Raw genomic sequence first — 16,046 nt, 5'->3', positions numbered from 1 at the left:
ATGACTTCATCGGTCGACGGCTCCGTCCACTTGCCGCCGATGAAAAGCTTGTCGTACTCCGTTGTCAGACTGTCGGCCATAAGCGCCGCTCCTCCTCATCGCTCCGTCCCCCGCAAGCGGGAGGTGCCCCCACTGCATCTTCTGCCGGCGGCTACGGGCGCCACCCTACCCAAGGCGACGCTGGATTAGAACATGTTCCATTATCGCGGCTGAAGGACCAGCACGAGATTGCTCACCAGGAACTCCCGCAGCACCGGCACCGATGTCAGCCACCACGCCCACCGAGGGTGGTACCGGGGGAAAGCGGCGACCAAGGCGCCTGTGCTCGCCGCCCAATTCAGGCCATCGGCCGCCGATATCGCGAACAACGACGATCCGTAATCGTTCTTCGGACGATGACCGTGTTTGCGGGTGTAGCGCGCCGCGGCGCGCGTCCCGCCGAGATAGTGCGTCAGGCCCATCTCGTGACCGCCGAACGGTCCGAGCCAGACGGTGTAGGACAGCACCGCCAGACCGCCCGGCCTGGTCACCCTCAGCATCTCGCCGCCGAGCTGCCAGGGCCGCGGCACGTGCTCGGCGACATTGGACGACAGGCAGATGTCCACAGAGTCATCGGCGAAGGGCAGTGCCATGCCCGACGCGCGGACGGAAGTGTCCGCTCCGCGCGGCAAAACCGGCCCGGCGGCATGCATTTCACGTGGATCTGGTTCCAGACCGATGTAGCGGACACCGGCATCGGCGAATGCAGCAGCGAAGTACCCCGGGCCGCCGCCCACGTCGAGCAGCGTGCGACCAGCCGCAGACTCGCCGTGTGCGGACCGCCAGAGGTCGCTCACCATCGCCGCAGTGTCGGTTGCCAGCGCCCCGTAGAACCGGGTCGGGTCAGGCTGCTCGTAGCGGAACTCTGACAGCAGCCGCACCGACCGGCGCAGGGTCGCTCGCTGGGCGAACACCTCGGCCACACCCACCAGCCAACCCTACGGCCCGCCCGGCTGATTGCCGGACTCCTCAGCCCGCCGCTTTCGCGGCGCGCATCGTCGCCCATTAGGCTGGCAAACGATGTCTGACCTCCGCTCCGTCTTGCTGCTGTGCTGGCGGGACACCGGCCACCCGCAGGGCGGGGGCAGTGAAACCTACCTGCAGCGCATCGGCGCGCAGCTGGCCGCGTCCGGTGTCGCGGTCACGTTGCGCACCGCCAGCTATCCCGGCGCGGCGCGGCGGGAAGCGATCGATGGTGTCCGGGTCAACCGCGCGGGCGGGCGGTATTCGGTCTACGTGTGGGCGTTGTTGGCGATGGCGGCGGCCAGGCTGGGGCTGGGGCCGCTGCGGCGGGTGCGACCCGATGTGGTGGTCGACACCCAGAACGGCCTGCCGTTTCTGGCCCGGTTGGTCTACGGCCGGCGGGTCGTGGTGCTGGTACACCACTGCCATCGTGAGCAGTGGCCGGTGGCCGGCCCGGTGCTCGGCCGGCTCGGCTGGTTCGTCGAGTCCCGGCTGTCGCCGAGGCTGCACCGCCGCAACCAGTACGTGACGGTGTCGCTGCCGTCGGCGCGTGACTTGGTCGGCCTAGGTGTTGAGAATGAGCGAATAGCGTTGGTGCGCAACGGTCTCGACGAGGCGCCGGAGGCATCGCTGCGTGGGCCGCGGGCAGGCTATCCGCGCGTGTTGGTGTTGTCCCGCCTGGTGCCGCACAAGCAGATCGAGGACGCGCTGGCTGCGGTGGCCCTGTTGCGGCCATCGATACCCGGACTGCATCTCGACATCGTCGGCGGTGGATGGTGGTGGCAGCGCTTGGTCGACCAAGCGGCGCGCCTGGGCATCAGCGACGCGGTGACATTCCACGGCCATGTCGACGACGTCACCAAACATCATGTGATGCAACAGTCTTGGGTGCATCTGCTGCCGTCCCGCAAAGAAGGTTGGGGTCTGGCGGTCGTCGAGGCGGCCCAGCATGCGGTGCCGACAATCGGCTACCGATCTTCCGGTGGCTTGGCCGATTCGATCATCGACGGGGTTACCGGGGTACTTGTCGACAGCCGCGCCGAATTGGTCAATCGGCTGGAGCAGTTACTCGCTGATCCGGTGCTACGTGACCAGCTCGGTGCCAAGGCGCAAGCGCGCAGCGCCGAATTCTCTTGGCCACAAAGCTCTGACGCGATGCGCTCCGTACTCGAGTCGGTAATGGCCGGAGATCGCATCAGCGGAGTGGTGTAACGGGATTCGGCGGACGCTGCTGCCGTCGTGCCCGCAGTCGCCCGTTGGCCACCATCATGCCGATGGCTCCGCCGATCAGCATCTCCAACCACGCCAGGTGCGCGATCACTGCGAGCAAACGGCGATCGCCCGAGACGCCGGCCGCTGCGCCGCCGACCCGATACAACGTCAAGTCGTGGCCACGATAAGTCACCGGTAGCCGTTCGAATGTCTTGGCGGCCAAGCCCATATCGCCGGGCGTGCCCGCTTCGACGACCAGCCACGCCACGCCCGCTCGGCGTAGCGCAACAGGATCGGCGCCGGCCAACAGCAGCCGCCGTACCTCGTGCGCCCGGTATCCCTCACCGGGAACCGTCACACCCGAAACGATCAGGTCGCCGGTGATCAGCACGTTGCCGCGCACCCAGCGCGGCAGCGGATCCAGCACCGGTGCCGACCCACTCCAGCCGAAGCGCCGCATGGTGTCGGCCGGCAACACCGCGACGATCCCGGGATCACGGTTGATCAACGCCGCGACGGTTGGCCAGTCGGTCGGGTAGTGCACCGGCTCGACTTTTCCGCCGACACCCCAGGCGAGGTCGGGAAGTGCGAGCAGCAGCGCGGCGCAACACACCAGCGCGGTCACCGCTGGCCCCAAAAAACCTAGCCAACGCCGCAACGTCAGCACCGCCCCCGCACCCGCCAGTGCATAACCGGGCATCGCCAGCGCCACCCACTTCTGCCCGTCGCGCAGCACGCCCAGACCCGGCGCGGCATCGACCACCGCGTGCAGCGTGGCCAGCCCCGGCCCGGTGGCCATCACGGCGGGTACCAAAACGGCCACCGCCGCGAGCACTATCAGCGGGACCGCCGCCCGTCGACGCGCCACCGCCGGCAGCCCAGTAGCCACCACCAAAAGCAGCACCCCGGCCGACACGACTGCGAAAAGCGTTGTCCGCGAGGCTGGTACGGCCTCGCCGTTCCAGATCCCACCGAGGCTGGCCAGGCTGCCCAGCGTGCCCAGACCTGGCTCGGCGCGGGCTGCGAACGCCGCAACGTCCGGAGCCTGCGCCCAGATACCGTCCACCGATGACAAGCCCAGTGCCGCAGCCGTCAACCATGGCAGCGCCGCCACCACGGCGCCGGCCAACGCGACGGCGGCGCACAGCCAGCGCGGTCTGGACCGCCCCGGGGCCCCAACAGGGACAGCCACGCAGACCAATGCGACCGTTGCGGCGAGGATCAGCCCCGTCGGGGTCAACCCGGCCAGCGCGATCCAAAAGGCCAGCCCGAAAAGCCCAGTCGACTCCGATCGCAGCGTCACCATCGTGGTCGCGACCCAGGGCAGGCAGCCATAGCCGAGCAGTAGGCTCCAATGCCCCTGTAGCAACCGCTCAGCGACATATGGATTCCAAATCGCGAGCGTGGTAGCGACAAACTGACCGCCGGCACCGGCTTCCGGCAACACCACTCCGACCAGGCGGGCCGCGCCCCAACCGGCCAGCCACAGTCCCGCGACGAGCAACGCCTTCACTACCAGGCCGCCATCGACCCAATGCGACGCCAACGCGACGGCGAAATCTTGCGGCGTCGCCCGTGGGGCCGATACCAGCCCGAGGGCGCTATCGGATAGATACGACCGCGGCGTGGAGACCGCATCGCGCAGCAGCAAGTATCCGGGGCTGATCAGCGGCGCAACCACCAGCAGCGCCAACGCCAGTGCGTACCCCGGACGGGCGACGCGGGCCAGGCTAGCGCTAATGGCCGGGCTCCTCAGCCCGCCGTTGCGCGGCGCGCATCGTCGCCCGGCTAGGGGAGATCGGGCGGACCAGAAGTCGGGGGGCTTCCCGAGCTTGGCGGACCCGCGCCAGGTGGCCGCTGCTCGCGCTGTAGGTCGCTGGGCGGTGTTGGCAACTTCTCGGTTTCGGCCTCGGCACCGGGTACTCGTTCGACCGGAGGCTCGCCGCGGCCGAAGAAGCCATGGTCGGCGGTGTCCAGGCCGGGGTCGAGCAGCGCCGCCTCGGTCCGCAAGCTAAATGAGCCGAGCAGCAGACCGCCGATCAGCGCGATCACGCCGGACGCGGTGAAGCTGATCGGCAGCACCCGGGACCACAACGCCAACCGGTCGCGCTCGTTGCGCGCGGCGTTCACCTGTGACTCGATGGTCTCTTCGTTGGAGGTGACCTTGTAATCAACCATGGTCAGCTCTGGCTTCAACGGATCGCGGGCAAAGTAATGATTGGCGTGATCGTTTTCTTTGACGATGGTCCCCGACTCCGGGTCCACCCAGAAGGTCCGCTGCACCGCGTAGTAGCGGGTCATGCTGATCTTCTCGTCCGGATCGCCGGGCACGCCCCACATCGCCGCGGTCGCGGTCACCTTGCTGTCCTCGTCTTCGGGATACAGCGAGGGATACTTGATCGGCTCGGCCAGCTTGCCGTCGGCGTCGTAGCCGACGTCTTGGGTGAACTTGTAGGTGGTCAACCCGTTGACGTCTTCTTCTCCGCTGTAATTTGCGTCGAACGCCTTCTGCGCGATCGGGTCGAAATACGGATACGTCCTCTTCTCGGTGTGGAACGGGAATCGGTAGGACAGTCCGTCGTGCGGCAACGCGATGTTGGTGGCCGGGTTTTCGTCGTTGAAGAGACGTGGCTTCTGTACGGCGCCACCGGGATGGGTGTCATCGGAAACCGCCATCGCGGTCTTGCGGTTCAGCGTGACGGTGTCGACGAGTGCGAGCAGCAGGCCGGTGTCCTTTTGCTTGTCGCTGCGTCGAACCGAGCTGCCCACTTGCAGTGTGACGACATCGGCGTTAGCGGGTGATTCGACGTCGATCTGCTCCTGGGATACCAGCGGCACGTTTTTATTGACCACCAGCTTCTGACTATTCATCGACGCTGGGTCGAGCGCGGTCCCGGTGCCGTCACTGATCAACGTGGCATTCAGATCGAGCGGAATTTTGGTGATCCTGCTGCTGGTGTACGTCCACAGCAGCAAGGCGGCGACCAGCAGGGCGGCTCCGAGTCCCATGATCCCGCACGCGGCCATCCGCAACATGACTGCTCGGTTCACGTTGCCGAGCCCTCCTTCTGGTCTCATTCGGTCCGGGACCACCCGACCGCCCCGACCTGGGGCCAGCGAAGCAAAACTCGTTCGACCCTAACAGCAATATTTAAGGTGCGGTTTATGCCCCCAAGGTGGGCAAACGGGGTGTACCCGATTTGTCGAGTACACCACCACGGGCACACTGTTGAGATGGCCGACCCCCAGCAGGTTGGTGGGACCCGCAGCTTCCTGCCCGCCGTGGAAGGAATGCGGGCCTGCGCGGCCGTCGGGGTCGTCATCACCCACGTCGCATTCCAGACCGGGCATTCGAGCGGGTTCGACGGTCGGCTGTTCGGTCGCTTCGATCTTGCAGTCGCGGTGTTCTTCGCGCTGTCGGGATTTTTGTTGTGGCGCGGACATGCTGCGGCGGCGCGCGGCCTGGGCTCGCGCCCGTCGACCGGTCATTACCTGCGATCACGGGTGGTGCGCATCATGCCGGCCTACCTGGTGGCCGTCGTCGTGATCCTGACCCTGCTGCCGGACGCCGATCACCCAAGCCTGACGGTGTGGTTGGCAAATCTCTCGCTCACCCAGGTCTATGTGCCGCTGACGTTGACCCACGGGTTGACCCAGATGTGGAGCCTGTCGGTAGAGGTCACTTTCTATCTGGCATTGCCGATCTTCGCGCTGTTGGCAAGCCGGCTGCCGGTCCGTGCTCGCGTGCCGGCGATTGCGGCTCTCGGTGTCGCCAGCTGGTTTTGGGGCTGGATTCCTTTTGCTGCTCCGGCCGGGCTCAATCCGCTGAACTGGCCGCCGGCATTCTTCTCCTGGTTCGCGGCGGGCATGCTGCTCGCGGAGTGGGTGTACAGCCCGGCCGGGTGGCCGCATCGGCTGGCCCGACGTCGGGTGTTGATGGCCGTCGTGGTGGTGGCGGCCTATCTGGTGGCCGCCTCACCACTGGCCGGGCCTGCGGGGCTGGTCCCGAGCAGTGCCGCGCAGTTCACGGTGAAGACCGCGATGGGTGCGCTGGTGGCGGCGGGTCTGGTGGCGCCGCTGGTGCTGGACCGGCCCGACACCGGCCATCGGCTGTTGGGCACCAGGCCGATGGTGACGCTGGGACGCTGGTCCTATGGGATTTTCATCTGGCATCTTGCGGCGCTGACCATGGTGTTCCCGGTGATCGGCGAATTCTCCTTCAAGGGCCACATGCCCGAGGTCTTGGTGCTGACGCTGATCTTCGCGATCGCCATCGCCGCGGTGAGCTATGCGCTGGTCGAGTCGCCCTGTCGAGAAGCATTGCGGCGCTGGGAATCTCGCAGAAGGGAACAATCCGCGCGGGTGCGCGACGGTGTCGTCAGCCCGCGTCAAGAAGACGCAATCGCGCCATGACCTCGGCGCGGACCGCCGAGCGGCGCGCTTTGCCGGCGTCGTCGCGTAACGGGGTGTCAACGAACTCGACGGTGGCCGGCACCTTGTACCCGGCGATGCGGTCGCGCAGAAATGCCTGCACGGTCTGCTCATCCAGCGCCGATCCCGCCTGAACCAATGCGTAGGGCACTTGGCCCAGATCCTCATGCGGTACGCCAACAACCAAGCAGGACAACACATCCGGATGCGCCGACAGGGCGTTCTCGATCTCGGCCGGGTAGACGTTGCGGCCGCCGACGGTGAACATGTCGACCCGGCGATCGGACAGGTACAAGAACCCGTCCTCGTCGAAATGGCCCAGGTCGCCCAGCGAGTCCCAGCCATCGCGGGATTTCGCCGTCGTGCCGATGTACCGGTACGACGGCGCGTTGCCCGGGCTGGGGCGCATGAAGATCTCGCCGACCACGCCCGGCGCGCATGGGTTGCCGTCGTCGTCGAGCACCTTCATCTCGCCCATGACCACCACACCGACGGACCCCCGATGGGTCAGCCACTGATCGCCGGAGATGAAGGTCATTGCCTGAAATTCGGTGCCGCCGTACAGTTCCCAGACTTTTTCGGGGCCTAGCAAGTCAATCCAGGCCTGCTTGATGGCCGGCGGGCACGGCGCGCCGAGGTGCCAAATCCGGCGGATCGAGGACAGGTCATAGGAATCCGGATCGGTGCGGTAGACCGGCAGCGCCCGCTGCATCATCGTCGGCACCGTGATAACGAGCTGGGGGTGATGCTCGGTGATTAGCCGCAGGAACTCGTGCGGGTCGAACCGGCTCATCAGCACCAGGTGGTTGCCCATCACCAGCGCGACTGCCCCGCTGGTAAAACCGGTGGTGTGCGTCAGCGGCACCGGCACCAGCACGGTATCGCCCTCCTGGCCACCCAAGGCGTATCCCAGTTCCGGCCCGAGCCGGCTGTCGCCGCCAGCCTCGATGAGCTTGGGACGGCCAGTGCTGCCGCCCGAGCCGATCGACCTCCAGCACGGTGAGACCACTTCTGGCAACGGGTCATCCGACAACGCCTTGTCGGTGACGAAACCTGTAGCAACACTTGGTATTCCGGGATGCGTCCGCCCCACGAGCAAGGCGCGTGGTCGCAGTTCCAGCAGACCCTCGAACTCTGCGTCGGGCAGCCGCGCGGACAGTGGTTGCGGCACCGCGCCCAGCTTCCAGCACGCCACCATGGCCTGTACACACTCGACGGAGTTGGGCAGCACGATCGTCACGTAGTCACCGACGCCGACGCCGCGCTCGGCGTACGCGCGGGCCAGCCGGTTGGTCGAGCGGTCGAGTTCGCCGCGGGTCAGCGTGCGCCCGTCGCAGGTAACGGCCGGCTCGTCGGGCGCGAGCTCGGCCAGCGCCGAAATCTGGGTGCCGATCGGTGGGACAGGCGCACTCTGCGTCATTGATAGGTGTCCTGTCGCTCGAAGATGCGCCGCGGGTTGTCGACGAGCATGGTGTGCAGCTGCTCGTCGGTGACCCCGCGTTCCTTGAGTGCGGGGATCACGTCGTTGTGGATGTGCAGGTAATGCCAATTGGGGGCGGCCACCGGCAACAGCTCCTCGGGTAGCGCGTCGAAGTAGCAGTTGGCGTCATGCGAGAGCACCATCTTGTCGGCATGGCCGCGCTCGCACATCTGCGCCACGATGTTCACCCGCTCCTCGAACGGCAGGATCACATCGATGCCGAACCGGTCCATTCCCAAGTAGGAGCCGCTGACGATGAGTTCCTCGAGATAGCCGACATCGGTGGAGTCGCCCGAATGGCCGATGATCACCCGGCTCAAGTCGACACCCTCTTCTTCGAAGATGCGTTGCTGCTCGAGTCCGCGGCGTAGCCCTGCATGGGTGTGCGTAGAGATCGGCACCCCGGTGCGCTTGTGTGCTTGCGCGACCGCGCGCAGCACCCGCTCGACACCGGGGGTGATGCCGGGCTCGTCGGTGGCGCATTTGAGAATCCCGGCCTTGATGCCGGTGTCGGCGATGCCCTGCTCGATGTCGCGGACGAACATGTCGGTCATGACCTCCGGCCCGCCGAGTTGCGTGCCCGGGCCCATGTAGTGGAAACAGAACGGGACATCGTTGTAGGTGTACAGACCCGTCGCGACAACGATATTCAGTTCGGTGGCCGCGGCGACCCGGGCGATGCGGGGAATGTAGCGGCCCAGCCCGATCACGGTGAGGTCGACGATGGTGTCCACGCCGCGCGACTTGAGCTCGTTGAGCCGGGTGATGGCGTCAGCCACCCGGGCGTCTTCGTCGCCCCATGCCTCCGGATAGTTCTGCGCGACCTCGGTGGTCATGACGAACACGTGCTCATGCATGAGCGTGACACCGAGATCGGCGGTATCGATTGTTCCCTGAGCGGTATTCAGTGGTGACACATAGCCGATGCTAGGGCGATTCAGTGTGGCTGTCGGCGGAATCGCTGGGACCCGCTCTGAGGGCGCCTAGGCTCACGTGGACGTCGAGGATTAGCCGAAACCGTGAATCAGACAGACTATTCGGTGGAAGCATGCGGGCCGGGCGGCACTAGACTATGCGGCCTCCTGCGCTCGCCTAGCATGTCTGGTGCACGGGTCTTGGCAGGCGTGGTTGACCCCCGGCAATACGTGGTGCGTGACGTCAACGCCGGTGTGGATGGTCATGACCGCGATGAACCCGCCGGTCGCGGATACGGCTGCGGCGATGAGCATCGCAACTACGAAGCCGTGGCCGAGGGGTTGTCCGACGCCGGCATGGATACCGGCCGCCACAGGCAGCACCGCGATGGCGAGCAGCCCGGCGATGCGTGCGATGGCGTTGTTGACGCCCGAAGCGGTTCCCGCACGGTTTTCAGGCACGGCGGCGAGGACCGCCGCGGTCAGCGGGGCGACGGTTGTTGTCAGCCCGACGCCGAAGACGGCTACGGCAGGCAGTACCGCTTCGAGGTACGACGCCCCTGGAGTGACGCGGGCCATCAACGCCAAACCCGCGGCGGCGATCAGCGGGCCGACTGTCATCGGTAGCCGCGGGCCGGTGCGCTCCGCGATGGCACCGGCCCACGGGGAGCCGATCAGCATGATGACCGTCGTGGGCAGCGTTGCGAGACCAGCAGCCAACGCCGAGTAGTGCAGGCTTTGCTGCAACTGCAACGCCAGCAGAAAGAGTGCGCCGCCGAGTGCCGCATACACGGCGAGGGTGGTGAGGTTTGTGCCGGTGAACTGGCGGGAGCGAAACAGCTCGAGGGGGAGGAGCGGCGCACGCGCATGTGCCTCGATCAGCGCAAAGGTCACGAGCGCTGTGGCGCCGACCGCGGCGGCGGTCACAGTGACTGGTGTCCAGCCGCGAGACGGTGCCTCGATCAGCGCGTAGATCACTCCCGCGAGGCCGAGCATGACCGCTGCGGCGCCCGGGATGTCGGCGCGCGCCCGGGCGGTGGTATCGCGCGATTCAGGAACGTGACGAGCCGTGATCCAGAACGCGGCCGCGGCCAGCGGAACGTTCAAAAAGAACACCCACCGCCAGGATGCGGCGTCGACCAGCCAACCGCCGATGAACGGGCCGACTGCCGTGGTCACCCCGGACGCGCCTGCCCAGATCCCCACCGCACGGGCCCGGTCTTCGTGTCTAATCCCGACGTCGATTAATGCAAGACTGCCGGGCACCAACGCTGCCGCACCTACGCCTTGCACCAGCCGTGCGCCGATCAACCAACCCACGGTCGGTGAAAAGCCGCAGGCGAGAGAGGCCGCGGTGAAAATGACCAAGCCGCCAACAAAGATACGGCGCCGGCCATAGCGATCGCCTGCCGCGCCGCCGGAGAGCAGCAATGCGCTCAGCGACAGCAGGTAGCCGTCGAGTACCCACTGCTGACCGGTCAGCCCGGCGCCCAGCTCCCGCCCGATGGCGGGAAGCGCGACGTTGACCACGGTGCTGTCGAGAAACGCGATCCCGGAGCCGAGAACCGCGGCTGCGATCAGCCACCGCGCGGCGGGCGACGCCAACGGCACCCGGCGGGAGCCAACCACGGGTTCTGAGCGTTTGGGTTGGGCCACGGCGCTATTACCCTCCCAAGTCAGCTGTCCAAATCGTCGCCACGCTCCGCTCCCATGGGTGCGCGTCCGGCGCCTACCGGAGAACGGCTGTCTGGTTTCAGGACAATCAAACCCTCAAACATGTGCCACTTCACCGCCGAATCTCCTCATCCATCTGAGGCCTCTGATGTCGGAATACCAGCATCATGCGCGTGATTGGTACGCGCTCCACCGATTCGGGTCGCATTCGAGTCCGCTGCGGTCCCAGCCGGCATGGATGGCCGCCGCTTCATAGGTGTCCTGCAAGAAACCGAGAAGCGTCTGATGAGGGTCAGCGGCCTGCCGCACAACCTCATACGGCAAGACGTACTCGCCTAGATCCTTGCTGTAGTGGGCCTCTGCAGGACTGACCGGGTGGTCGGCGAACCCGTCAGGTTCCGGGTAGGCGTAGGCGTAGAACGCGCCCTCGTCGCCGCCGCCCGGCCAGAACCCGCAGCTGCTCAGTTCGCGCGAGTAGCCCTCGACCATGACCCAGTCCCCGACATTGGGTGCGCCGCCGGGATGCCGGGGTGCGCTGCGACCGGAAAACCGAGTGCACGCGAGATCCATTGCACCCCAGAAGAAATGCACCGGACTTACTTTTCCGATAAAGCGGGACCGGAACTGGCCGAGTACGCGGTTGGCCTGGAGCAGCTGGCACCAGAACAGGTTCGCGGCACCACGATCGTATGTCGCGTGTTCGCTGTCCTCGGCGAACGGCAGGGCCGGGTCAACTTCGTTGGGGTGTGACTGGATGCGCGTGGGGAATCCCAATTCGTCCAGTGCCTGCATTGTCTGCGAGTAGAACTCGGCCACCGATTTCGGTTCCAGCGCAACGGTACGGATCGCGCCGGTGCTGCTCCGGATCAGCAACCGGTGGTCTATAAAGTCGAACTCCATGGAGAAACCCTCGGTCGCATAGGGAATCGCCAAGGTCGTCAGTCCGCGGGGGGTCACGTAAAAGGTGACCTGCCACCAGTGATTGACCATGGGCGAATGGACGAGTCGAACCTTGCCGACGATCTGCGTCCACATGTGCAGTGTGTCCCGCGTCGGAGCCCAGTCGTCGACTCGCAGGCTGGGCCACGCGTTGATACGTTGCGTCATCCGGTATCACCCCTCGCGTCGGCGTCGCACTCATCAGGGCAGTTCTTTAATCAAATACTTACCGGTGTCGCGGGAGAAGCGTAGGGGCTTTCACGCGCACCGCGGTGTTTTGCGCGCCACCGCGGTCTTCCAGGCGCACCGCTGTCGTGAGGTGTGGACTCGATGTGACCGTACTTGGGCCCGCGTCAGAGAACGATGGCGACATCGACGCGTCGGCGTCAGAATGCGGCGTCGTCGAGGTCCATCAATGCGATCGACGTGCGGGCCAAGATGCTGCGCGTCGCGGTGATCTCGGGCAGCACGTTGGCGGCAAAGAACTGCGCCGCGGCGATCTTGCCGTCGTAGAAGGCCTGCTCTTTGCCGGTCGTGCCGGAACCCAGTGCCCGCAGGGCGATTTCAGCGTGGAACAGCAGCTGCCAGCCGATGAGCAGATCGCCGACCGCGAGCAGATACCGCACCGAGCCGAGCCCGATCTTGTACAGCTCGGTCGGGGTCTCGGCCGAACCCATCAGATAACCGGTCAGGGTGGCCGTTATCGCCTGCACGTCCTCCAACGCGGTGCGCAGATAGTCGCGGTCCACCTTGAGCCGTTGGTCGGCGACGTCGCTGTCGATGAAGGACTGGATCTGCCCGGCGATATGCGCCAGGGCCCCGCCCTTGTCACGCGCGATCTTTCGGAAGAAGAAGTCCTGCGCCTGGATCGCGGTGGTGCCCTCGTACAGCGAGTCGATCTTGGCGTCGCGGATGTACTGCTCGATCGGGTAGTCCTGCAAAAAGCCCGAACCACCGAAGGTCTGCAGCGATTCGGTCAGGTACTGGTAGGCGCGCTCGGAGCCCACGCCTTTGATGATCGGCAGCAGTAGGTCATTCACCCGGGTTGCCATGTCTTCGTCAGCACCTGAGACTGCCGCGGCCACCGCCGGATCCTGGTGAGCCGCGGTGTAGAGGTAGATGGCACGCAATCCCTCGGCGTAAGCCTTCTGCATGATCAAGGACCGCCGCACGTCCGGGTGGCGGGTGATCGGCACTCGCGGGGCACTCTTATCGAGCATCTGCGTCATGTCGGCGCCCTGGATCCGCGTCTTGGCGTAGTCGAGCGCGTTGAGGTAGCCCGTCGACAACGTTCCGGACGATTTGATGCCGACCAGCATGCGGGCGTTTTCGATGACTTTGAACATCTGGGCGATGCCGTCGTGGGTGTCGCCGACCAGCCAGCCCTTGGCCGGGATGCCGTGCGCGCCGAATGTCAGCTCGCACGTGGGGGATGCCTTGTATCCCATCTTGTGCTCGAGGCCGGTCGCGAAAACACCGTTGCGTCCGACGATCTCAAAGCTGTCCCAGTCGAACAGATACTTGGGCACGACGAACAGGCTGAGGCCCTTGGTGCCCGGGTTGGCGCCCACGGGGCGGGCCAGCACGAGGTGCAGGATGTTTTCGACGGTGTCGCCGAGATCGCCTCCGGAAATGAACCTCTTGACCCCTTCGATGTGCCAGGAGCCGTCCGGCTGCTCGATGGCTTTGGTGCGTCCGGCCCCCACATCCGAGCCGGCATCGGGCTCGGTCAGCACCATCGTTGCGCCCCAACGATTCTCGATTGCCGCGTTGGCTAACGCGTGCTGCTTTTCGTTGCCGAGCCCGTAGAGGATGTCGGCCATCGCCGGGCCGGCCCAGTAGAAGAACAGCGCCGGGTTGGCGCAGATGATCATCTCCAGCGCCGCCCATAACATCGTCCGTGACACGGCGGTGCCACCGATCTCGGGTGCGACACCCAGCCGCCACCATTCGGCGTCCCAGATCGCTTGCACCGTCGTACGGATCGGGTCCGGCACAGTAATGGTGTGCTGGTCGGGCAGAAATACCGGCGGCTCGCGGTCAGCGGCGACGAACGACGCCGCGACTGGCCCTTGGGCGAAGCGGGCAACTTCGGCCAGGATCTCACGCGTGGTGGCGCTGTCGACCTCACCGACCGATCCCGAATCCAGGATGGGCCCAAGCTCCAGCGCTTCGAATAGGTTGAACTCGATATCACGCAAGTTGGCTTTGTAATGCCCCATGAATCCCTCCTCGGTGCAGTATGAGGTGTCGTCCCGTTTCACGCGGCTGATTCCGATGTTTCGGACATCGGTCGCGCTGTCTTGACTACGACGTTGCTGCGCAGGGGTCAGTGCAGTTTCTTTGCGTGCGTGAACATGTCGGTTACCGCGATCCGGCGATGACCAACTCGCGGACAATGTGCAGGCAGATCCCAAGGTGCCGGACAGTGTCGCGGCAGCGGTGGTCGGATACGCCGAGGGTGCTATGGGCTGCTGATCATCCTGCTTCTCCTCGGCTACCTCCGGAAACCTTGAGGAGTGACCTGGCTCACAGTAGAGTGACCAGTGGTCATTGGAGCGAGGAGGGCCGGATGCCGACCGTGACTTGGGCTCGTGTCGACCCCGCGCGCCGCGCGGCCGTCGTGGAGGCCGCAGAGGCCGAGTTCGGAGTGCACGGCTTCTCGCGCGGCAGCCTGAACGTCATCGCCCGGCGTGCCGGAGTCGCCAAGGGCAGCCTGTTCCAGTACTTCGCGGACAAGCGCGACCTGTATGCGTTCATCGCCGACATTGCCAGCCAGCGGGTGCGTGCCTACATGGAGGAGCGCATCCGCGAACTCGACCCAAGCCGGCCGTTCTTCGATTTTCTGACCGACTGGCTCGACGCGTGGGTGGCCTACTTTGCAGATCACCCGCATGAACGCGCGCTGCACGCCGCGGCGACTCTCGAAGTCGACACCGAAGCCCGCGTCAGCGTGCAGAACGTCATTCACCGTCACTACCTGGAAGTGCTGCGGCCGCTCGTCCACGACGCGCACACCCGCGGCGACCTACGTGCGGATTCCGATACCGACGCGCTGATGTCCCTGCTGATGATGATCTTTCCGCATCTGGCGCTGGCGCCCTATGTGCGCGGCCTGGATCCGATTCTCGGACTCGACGAGCCCACCCCGGAGCAACCGGCACTCGCGGTGCGCCGACTCGTCGCGGTACTGGCCGCGGCATTCGCCGCGTTGCCGCAAACGCACCAAATGGAGATGAAGGAGGTCATTACATGACGCGGACGCATACGGGCTCGATGGTTGCCGGCGGGCTCAATTGGGACAGCTTGCCGCTCAAGCTATTCGCCGGCGGCAACGCGAAGTTTTGGAACCCGGCCGACATCGACTTTTCCCGCGACCGCGCCGACTGGGAGCGGCTTTCGGACGATGAACGCCACTACGCCACCCGGCTGTGCGCCGAGTTCATCGCCGGCGAAGAAGCGGTGACCGAGGACATTCAGCCGTTCATGTCGGCGATGCGGGCCGAAGGCCGGCTGGGCGACGAGATGTACCTGACGCAGTTCGCGTTCGAGGAAGCCAAGCACGTCCAGGTGTTCCGCATGTGGCTCGACGCCGTCGGCATCACCGACGACCTGCACGAATTCCTCGAGGACGTCCCCACCTACCGCACAATTTTCTACGAGGAGTTGCCGGACTGCCTCAACGTTTTGTCGGTTGATCCGTCGCCGGCCGCCCAGATCCGGGCGTCCGTCACCTACAACCACATGGTCGAAGGCATGCTGGCGCTGACCGGTTACTTCGGCTGGCACAAGATCTGCGTGGAGCGCGGGATTCTTCCCGGCATGCAGGAGCTGGTCCGCCGCATCGGTGATGACGAGCGACGCCACATGGCGTGGGGCACGTTCACCTGTCGCCGCCACGTCGCCGCCGACGAGGCCAATTGGGACGTCTTCGAAACGCGAATGAACGAGCTCATGCCGCTCGGGTTGCGCCTCATCGAAGAGGGTTTCGCCCTATACGACCCGATGCCGTTCGGCCTTTCGGTGGACGAGTTCATGCAGTATGCCGCCGACAAGGGGATGCGCCGGTTCGGCACGATCGCAAGCGCGCGGGGCCGGCCGGTCGCTGAAATCGACCTCGACTACTCCCCGGTGCAGCTGGAGGACACCTTCGCCGACGAGGACGAGAAGGCCCTGGCTGGCGTGTAACGGCGAACGGTCAGCCGACCCAGACGGTCTTGGCGTTGCAGAATGCGCGGATGCCCAGGCTGGCGAGTTCGCGGCCGTAGCCCGACCGCTTGACGCCGCCGAACCCGAGTTCTGGGTAGGACACCGTCATTCCGTTGATGAAGACCTGCCCCGCCTCGATGTCGTCGATGAAGCGCTCCTGCTCGGCTTCGTCGTTGGTCCAGGCG

General features: G+C 65.7%; 13 protein-coding genes and 1 pseudogene. 4 read left to right on the top strand and 10 right to left on the bottom strand.

Going from position 1 to position 16,046, the window contains the following annotated elements:
• Nucleotides 1-80: pseudogene (locus WAN71_RS05385) on the bottom strand (aldehyde dehydrogenase); the annotation flags it as partial.
• Between the two features lie 120 nt (nucleotides 81-200).
• Nucleotides 201-968: a class I SAM-dependent methyltransferase gene (locus tag WAN71_RS05380; RefSeq protein WP_422224341.1), complete on the bottom strand. Its 768-nt coding sequence runs from the start codon at nucleotides 966-968 to the stop codon at nucleotides 201-203.
• Between the two features lie 91 nt (nucleotides 969-1,059).
• Here WAN71_RS05380 and WAN71_RS05375 point away from each other — a divergent pair, with 91 nt between their 5' ends.
• On the top strand, nucleotides 1,060-2,214 hold the full coding sequence (locus WAN71_RS05375) for a glycosyltransferase family 4 protein (protein WP_422224340.1): 1,155 nt from the start codon (nucleotides 1,060-1,062) through the stop codon (nucleotides 2,212-2,214).
• Here WAN71_RS05375 and WAN71_RS05370 read toward each other — a convergent pair.
• On the bottom strand, nucleotides 2,198-3,943 hold the full coding sequence (locus tag WAN71_RS05370) for a hypothetical protein (RefSeq protein ID WP_422224343.1): 1,746 nt from the start codon (nucleotides 3,941-3,943) through the stop codon (nucleotides 2,198-2,200). The two genes, WAN71_RS05375 and WAN71_RS05370, sit on opposite strands and share 17 nt — an antisense overlap.
• 59 nt (nucleotides 3,944-4,002) lie before the next feature.
• Complete coding sequence (locus WAN71_RS05365; protein WP_422224339.1) at nucleotides 4,003-5,265, bottom strand: DUF3068 domain-containing protein; 1,263 nt, start codon at nucleotides 5,263-5,265, stop codon at nucleotides 4,003-4,005.
• Between the two features lie 114 nt (nucleotides 5,266-5,379).
• Here WAN71_RS05365 and WAN71_RS05360 point away from each other — a divergent pair, with 114 nt between their 5' ends.
• Entirely contained in the window at nucleotides 5,380-6,627 is a 1,248-nt protein-coding gene (locus WAN71_RS05360; protein WP_422224338.1) for an acyltransferase family protein, read from the top strand.
• On the opposite strand, the gene WAN71_RS05355 is transcribed toward WAN71_RS05360, so the two are convergent.
• The 5 genes from WAN71_RS05355 to WAN71_RS05335 all read right to left on the bottom strand — a co-directional run bounded on the left by WAN71_RS05355 (nucleotide 6,593) and on the right by WAN71_RS05335 (nucleotide 13,874).
• Nucleotides 6,593-8,065 (bottom strand): AMP-binding protein, encoded by a 1,473-nt coding sequence (locus WAN71_RS05355; RefSeq protein WP_422224337.1) that lies wholly within the window; start codon nucleotides 8,063-8,065, stop codon nucleotides 6,593-6,595. The two genes, WAN71_RS05360 and WAN71_RS05355, sit on opposite strands and share 35 nt — an antisense overlap.
• Nucleotides 8,062-9,042, bottom strand: a complete 981-nt coding sequence (locus WAN71_RS05350) for a phosphotriesterase-related protein (protein WP_422224336.1) — start codon at nucleotides 9,040-9,042, stop codon at nucleotides 8,062-8,064. Before WAN71_RS05350 ends, WAN71_RS05355 begins: the two co-directional genes overlap by 4 nt.
• A gap of 153 nt (nucleotides 9,043-9,195) precedes the next feature.
• Entirely contained in the window at nucleotides 9,196-10,668 is a 1,473-nt protein-coding gene (locus WAN71_RS05345) for an MFS transporter (protein ID WP_422224335.1), read from the bottom strand.
• 210 nt (nucleotides 10,669-10,878) lie between these two features.
• Nucleotides 10,879-11,820, bottom strand: a complete 942-nt coding sequence (locus WAN71_RS05340; protein ID WP_422224334.1) for a DUF5996 family protein — start codon at nucleotides 11,818-11,820, stop codon at nucleotides 10,879-10,881.
• A 218-nt stretch (nucleotides 11,821-12,038) separates the two neighbouring features.
• Entirely contained in the window at nucleotides 12,039-13,874 is a 1,836-nt protein-coding gene (locus WAN71_RS05335; protein WP_422224342.1) for an acyl-CoA dehydrogenase, read from the bottom strand.
• Nucleotides 13,875-14,224: 350 nt separating this feature from the next.
• Between WAN71_RS05335 and WAN71_RS05330 the strand changes: the two genes are divergently transcribed.
• Entirely contained in the window at nucleotides 14,225-14,908 is a 684-nt protein-coding gene (locus WAN71_RS05330) for a TetR/AcrR family transcriptional regulator (RefSeq protein WP_422224333.1), read from the top strand.
• A complete protein-coding gene (locus WAN71_RS05325) occupies nucleotides 14,905-15,840 on the top strand; it encodes a R2-like ligand-binding oxidase (protein ID WP_422224332.1) in 936 nt (311 codons plus the stop codon). The genes WAN71_RS05330 and WAN71_RS05325 overlap by 4 nt, the downstream gene beginning before the upstream one ends.
• Before the next feature lie 10 nt (nucleotides 15,841-15,850).
• Here the strand turns inward: WAN71_RS05325 and WAN71_RS05320 are convergent.
• Nucleotides 15,851-16,046 (bottom strand): aldehyde dehydrogenase family protein (locus tag WAN71_RS05320; protein ID WP_422224331.1); only part of this gene is annotated, 196 nt, incomplete at its 5' end.

The sequence above is a fragment of the Mycobacterium sp. genome, assembly GCF_049280035.1.
Classification (GTDB): domain Bacteria; phylum Actinomycetota; class Actinomycetes; order Mycobacteriales; family Mycobacteriaceae; genus Mycobacterium.
This window is presented reverse-complemented; position numbering and strand designations above follow the sequence as displayed.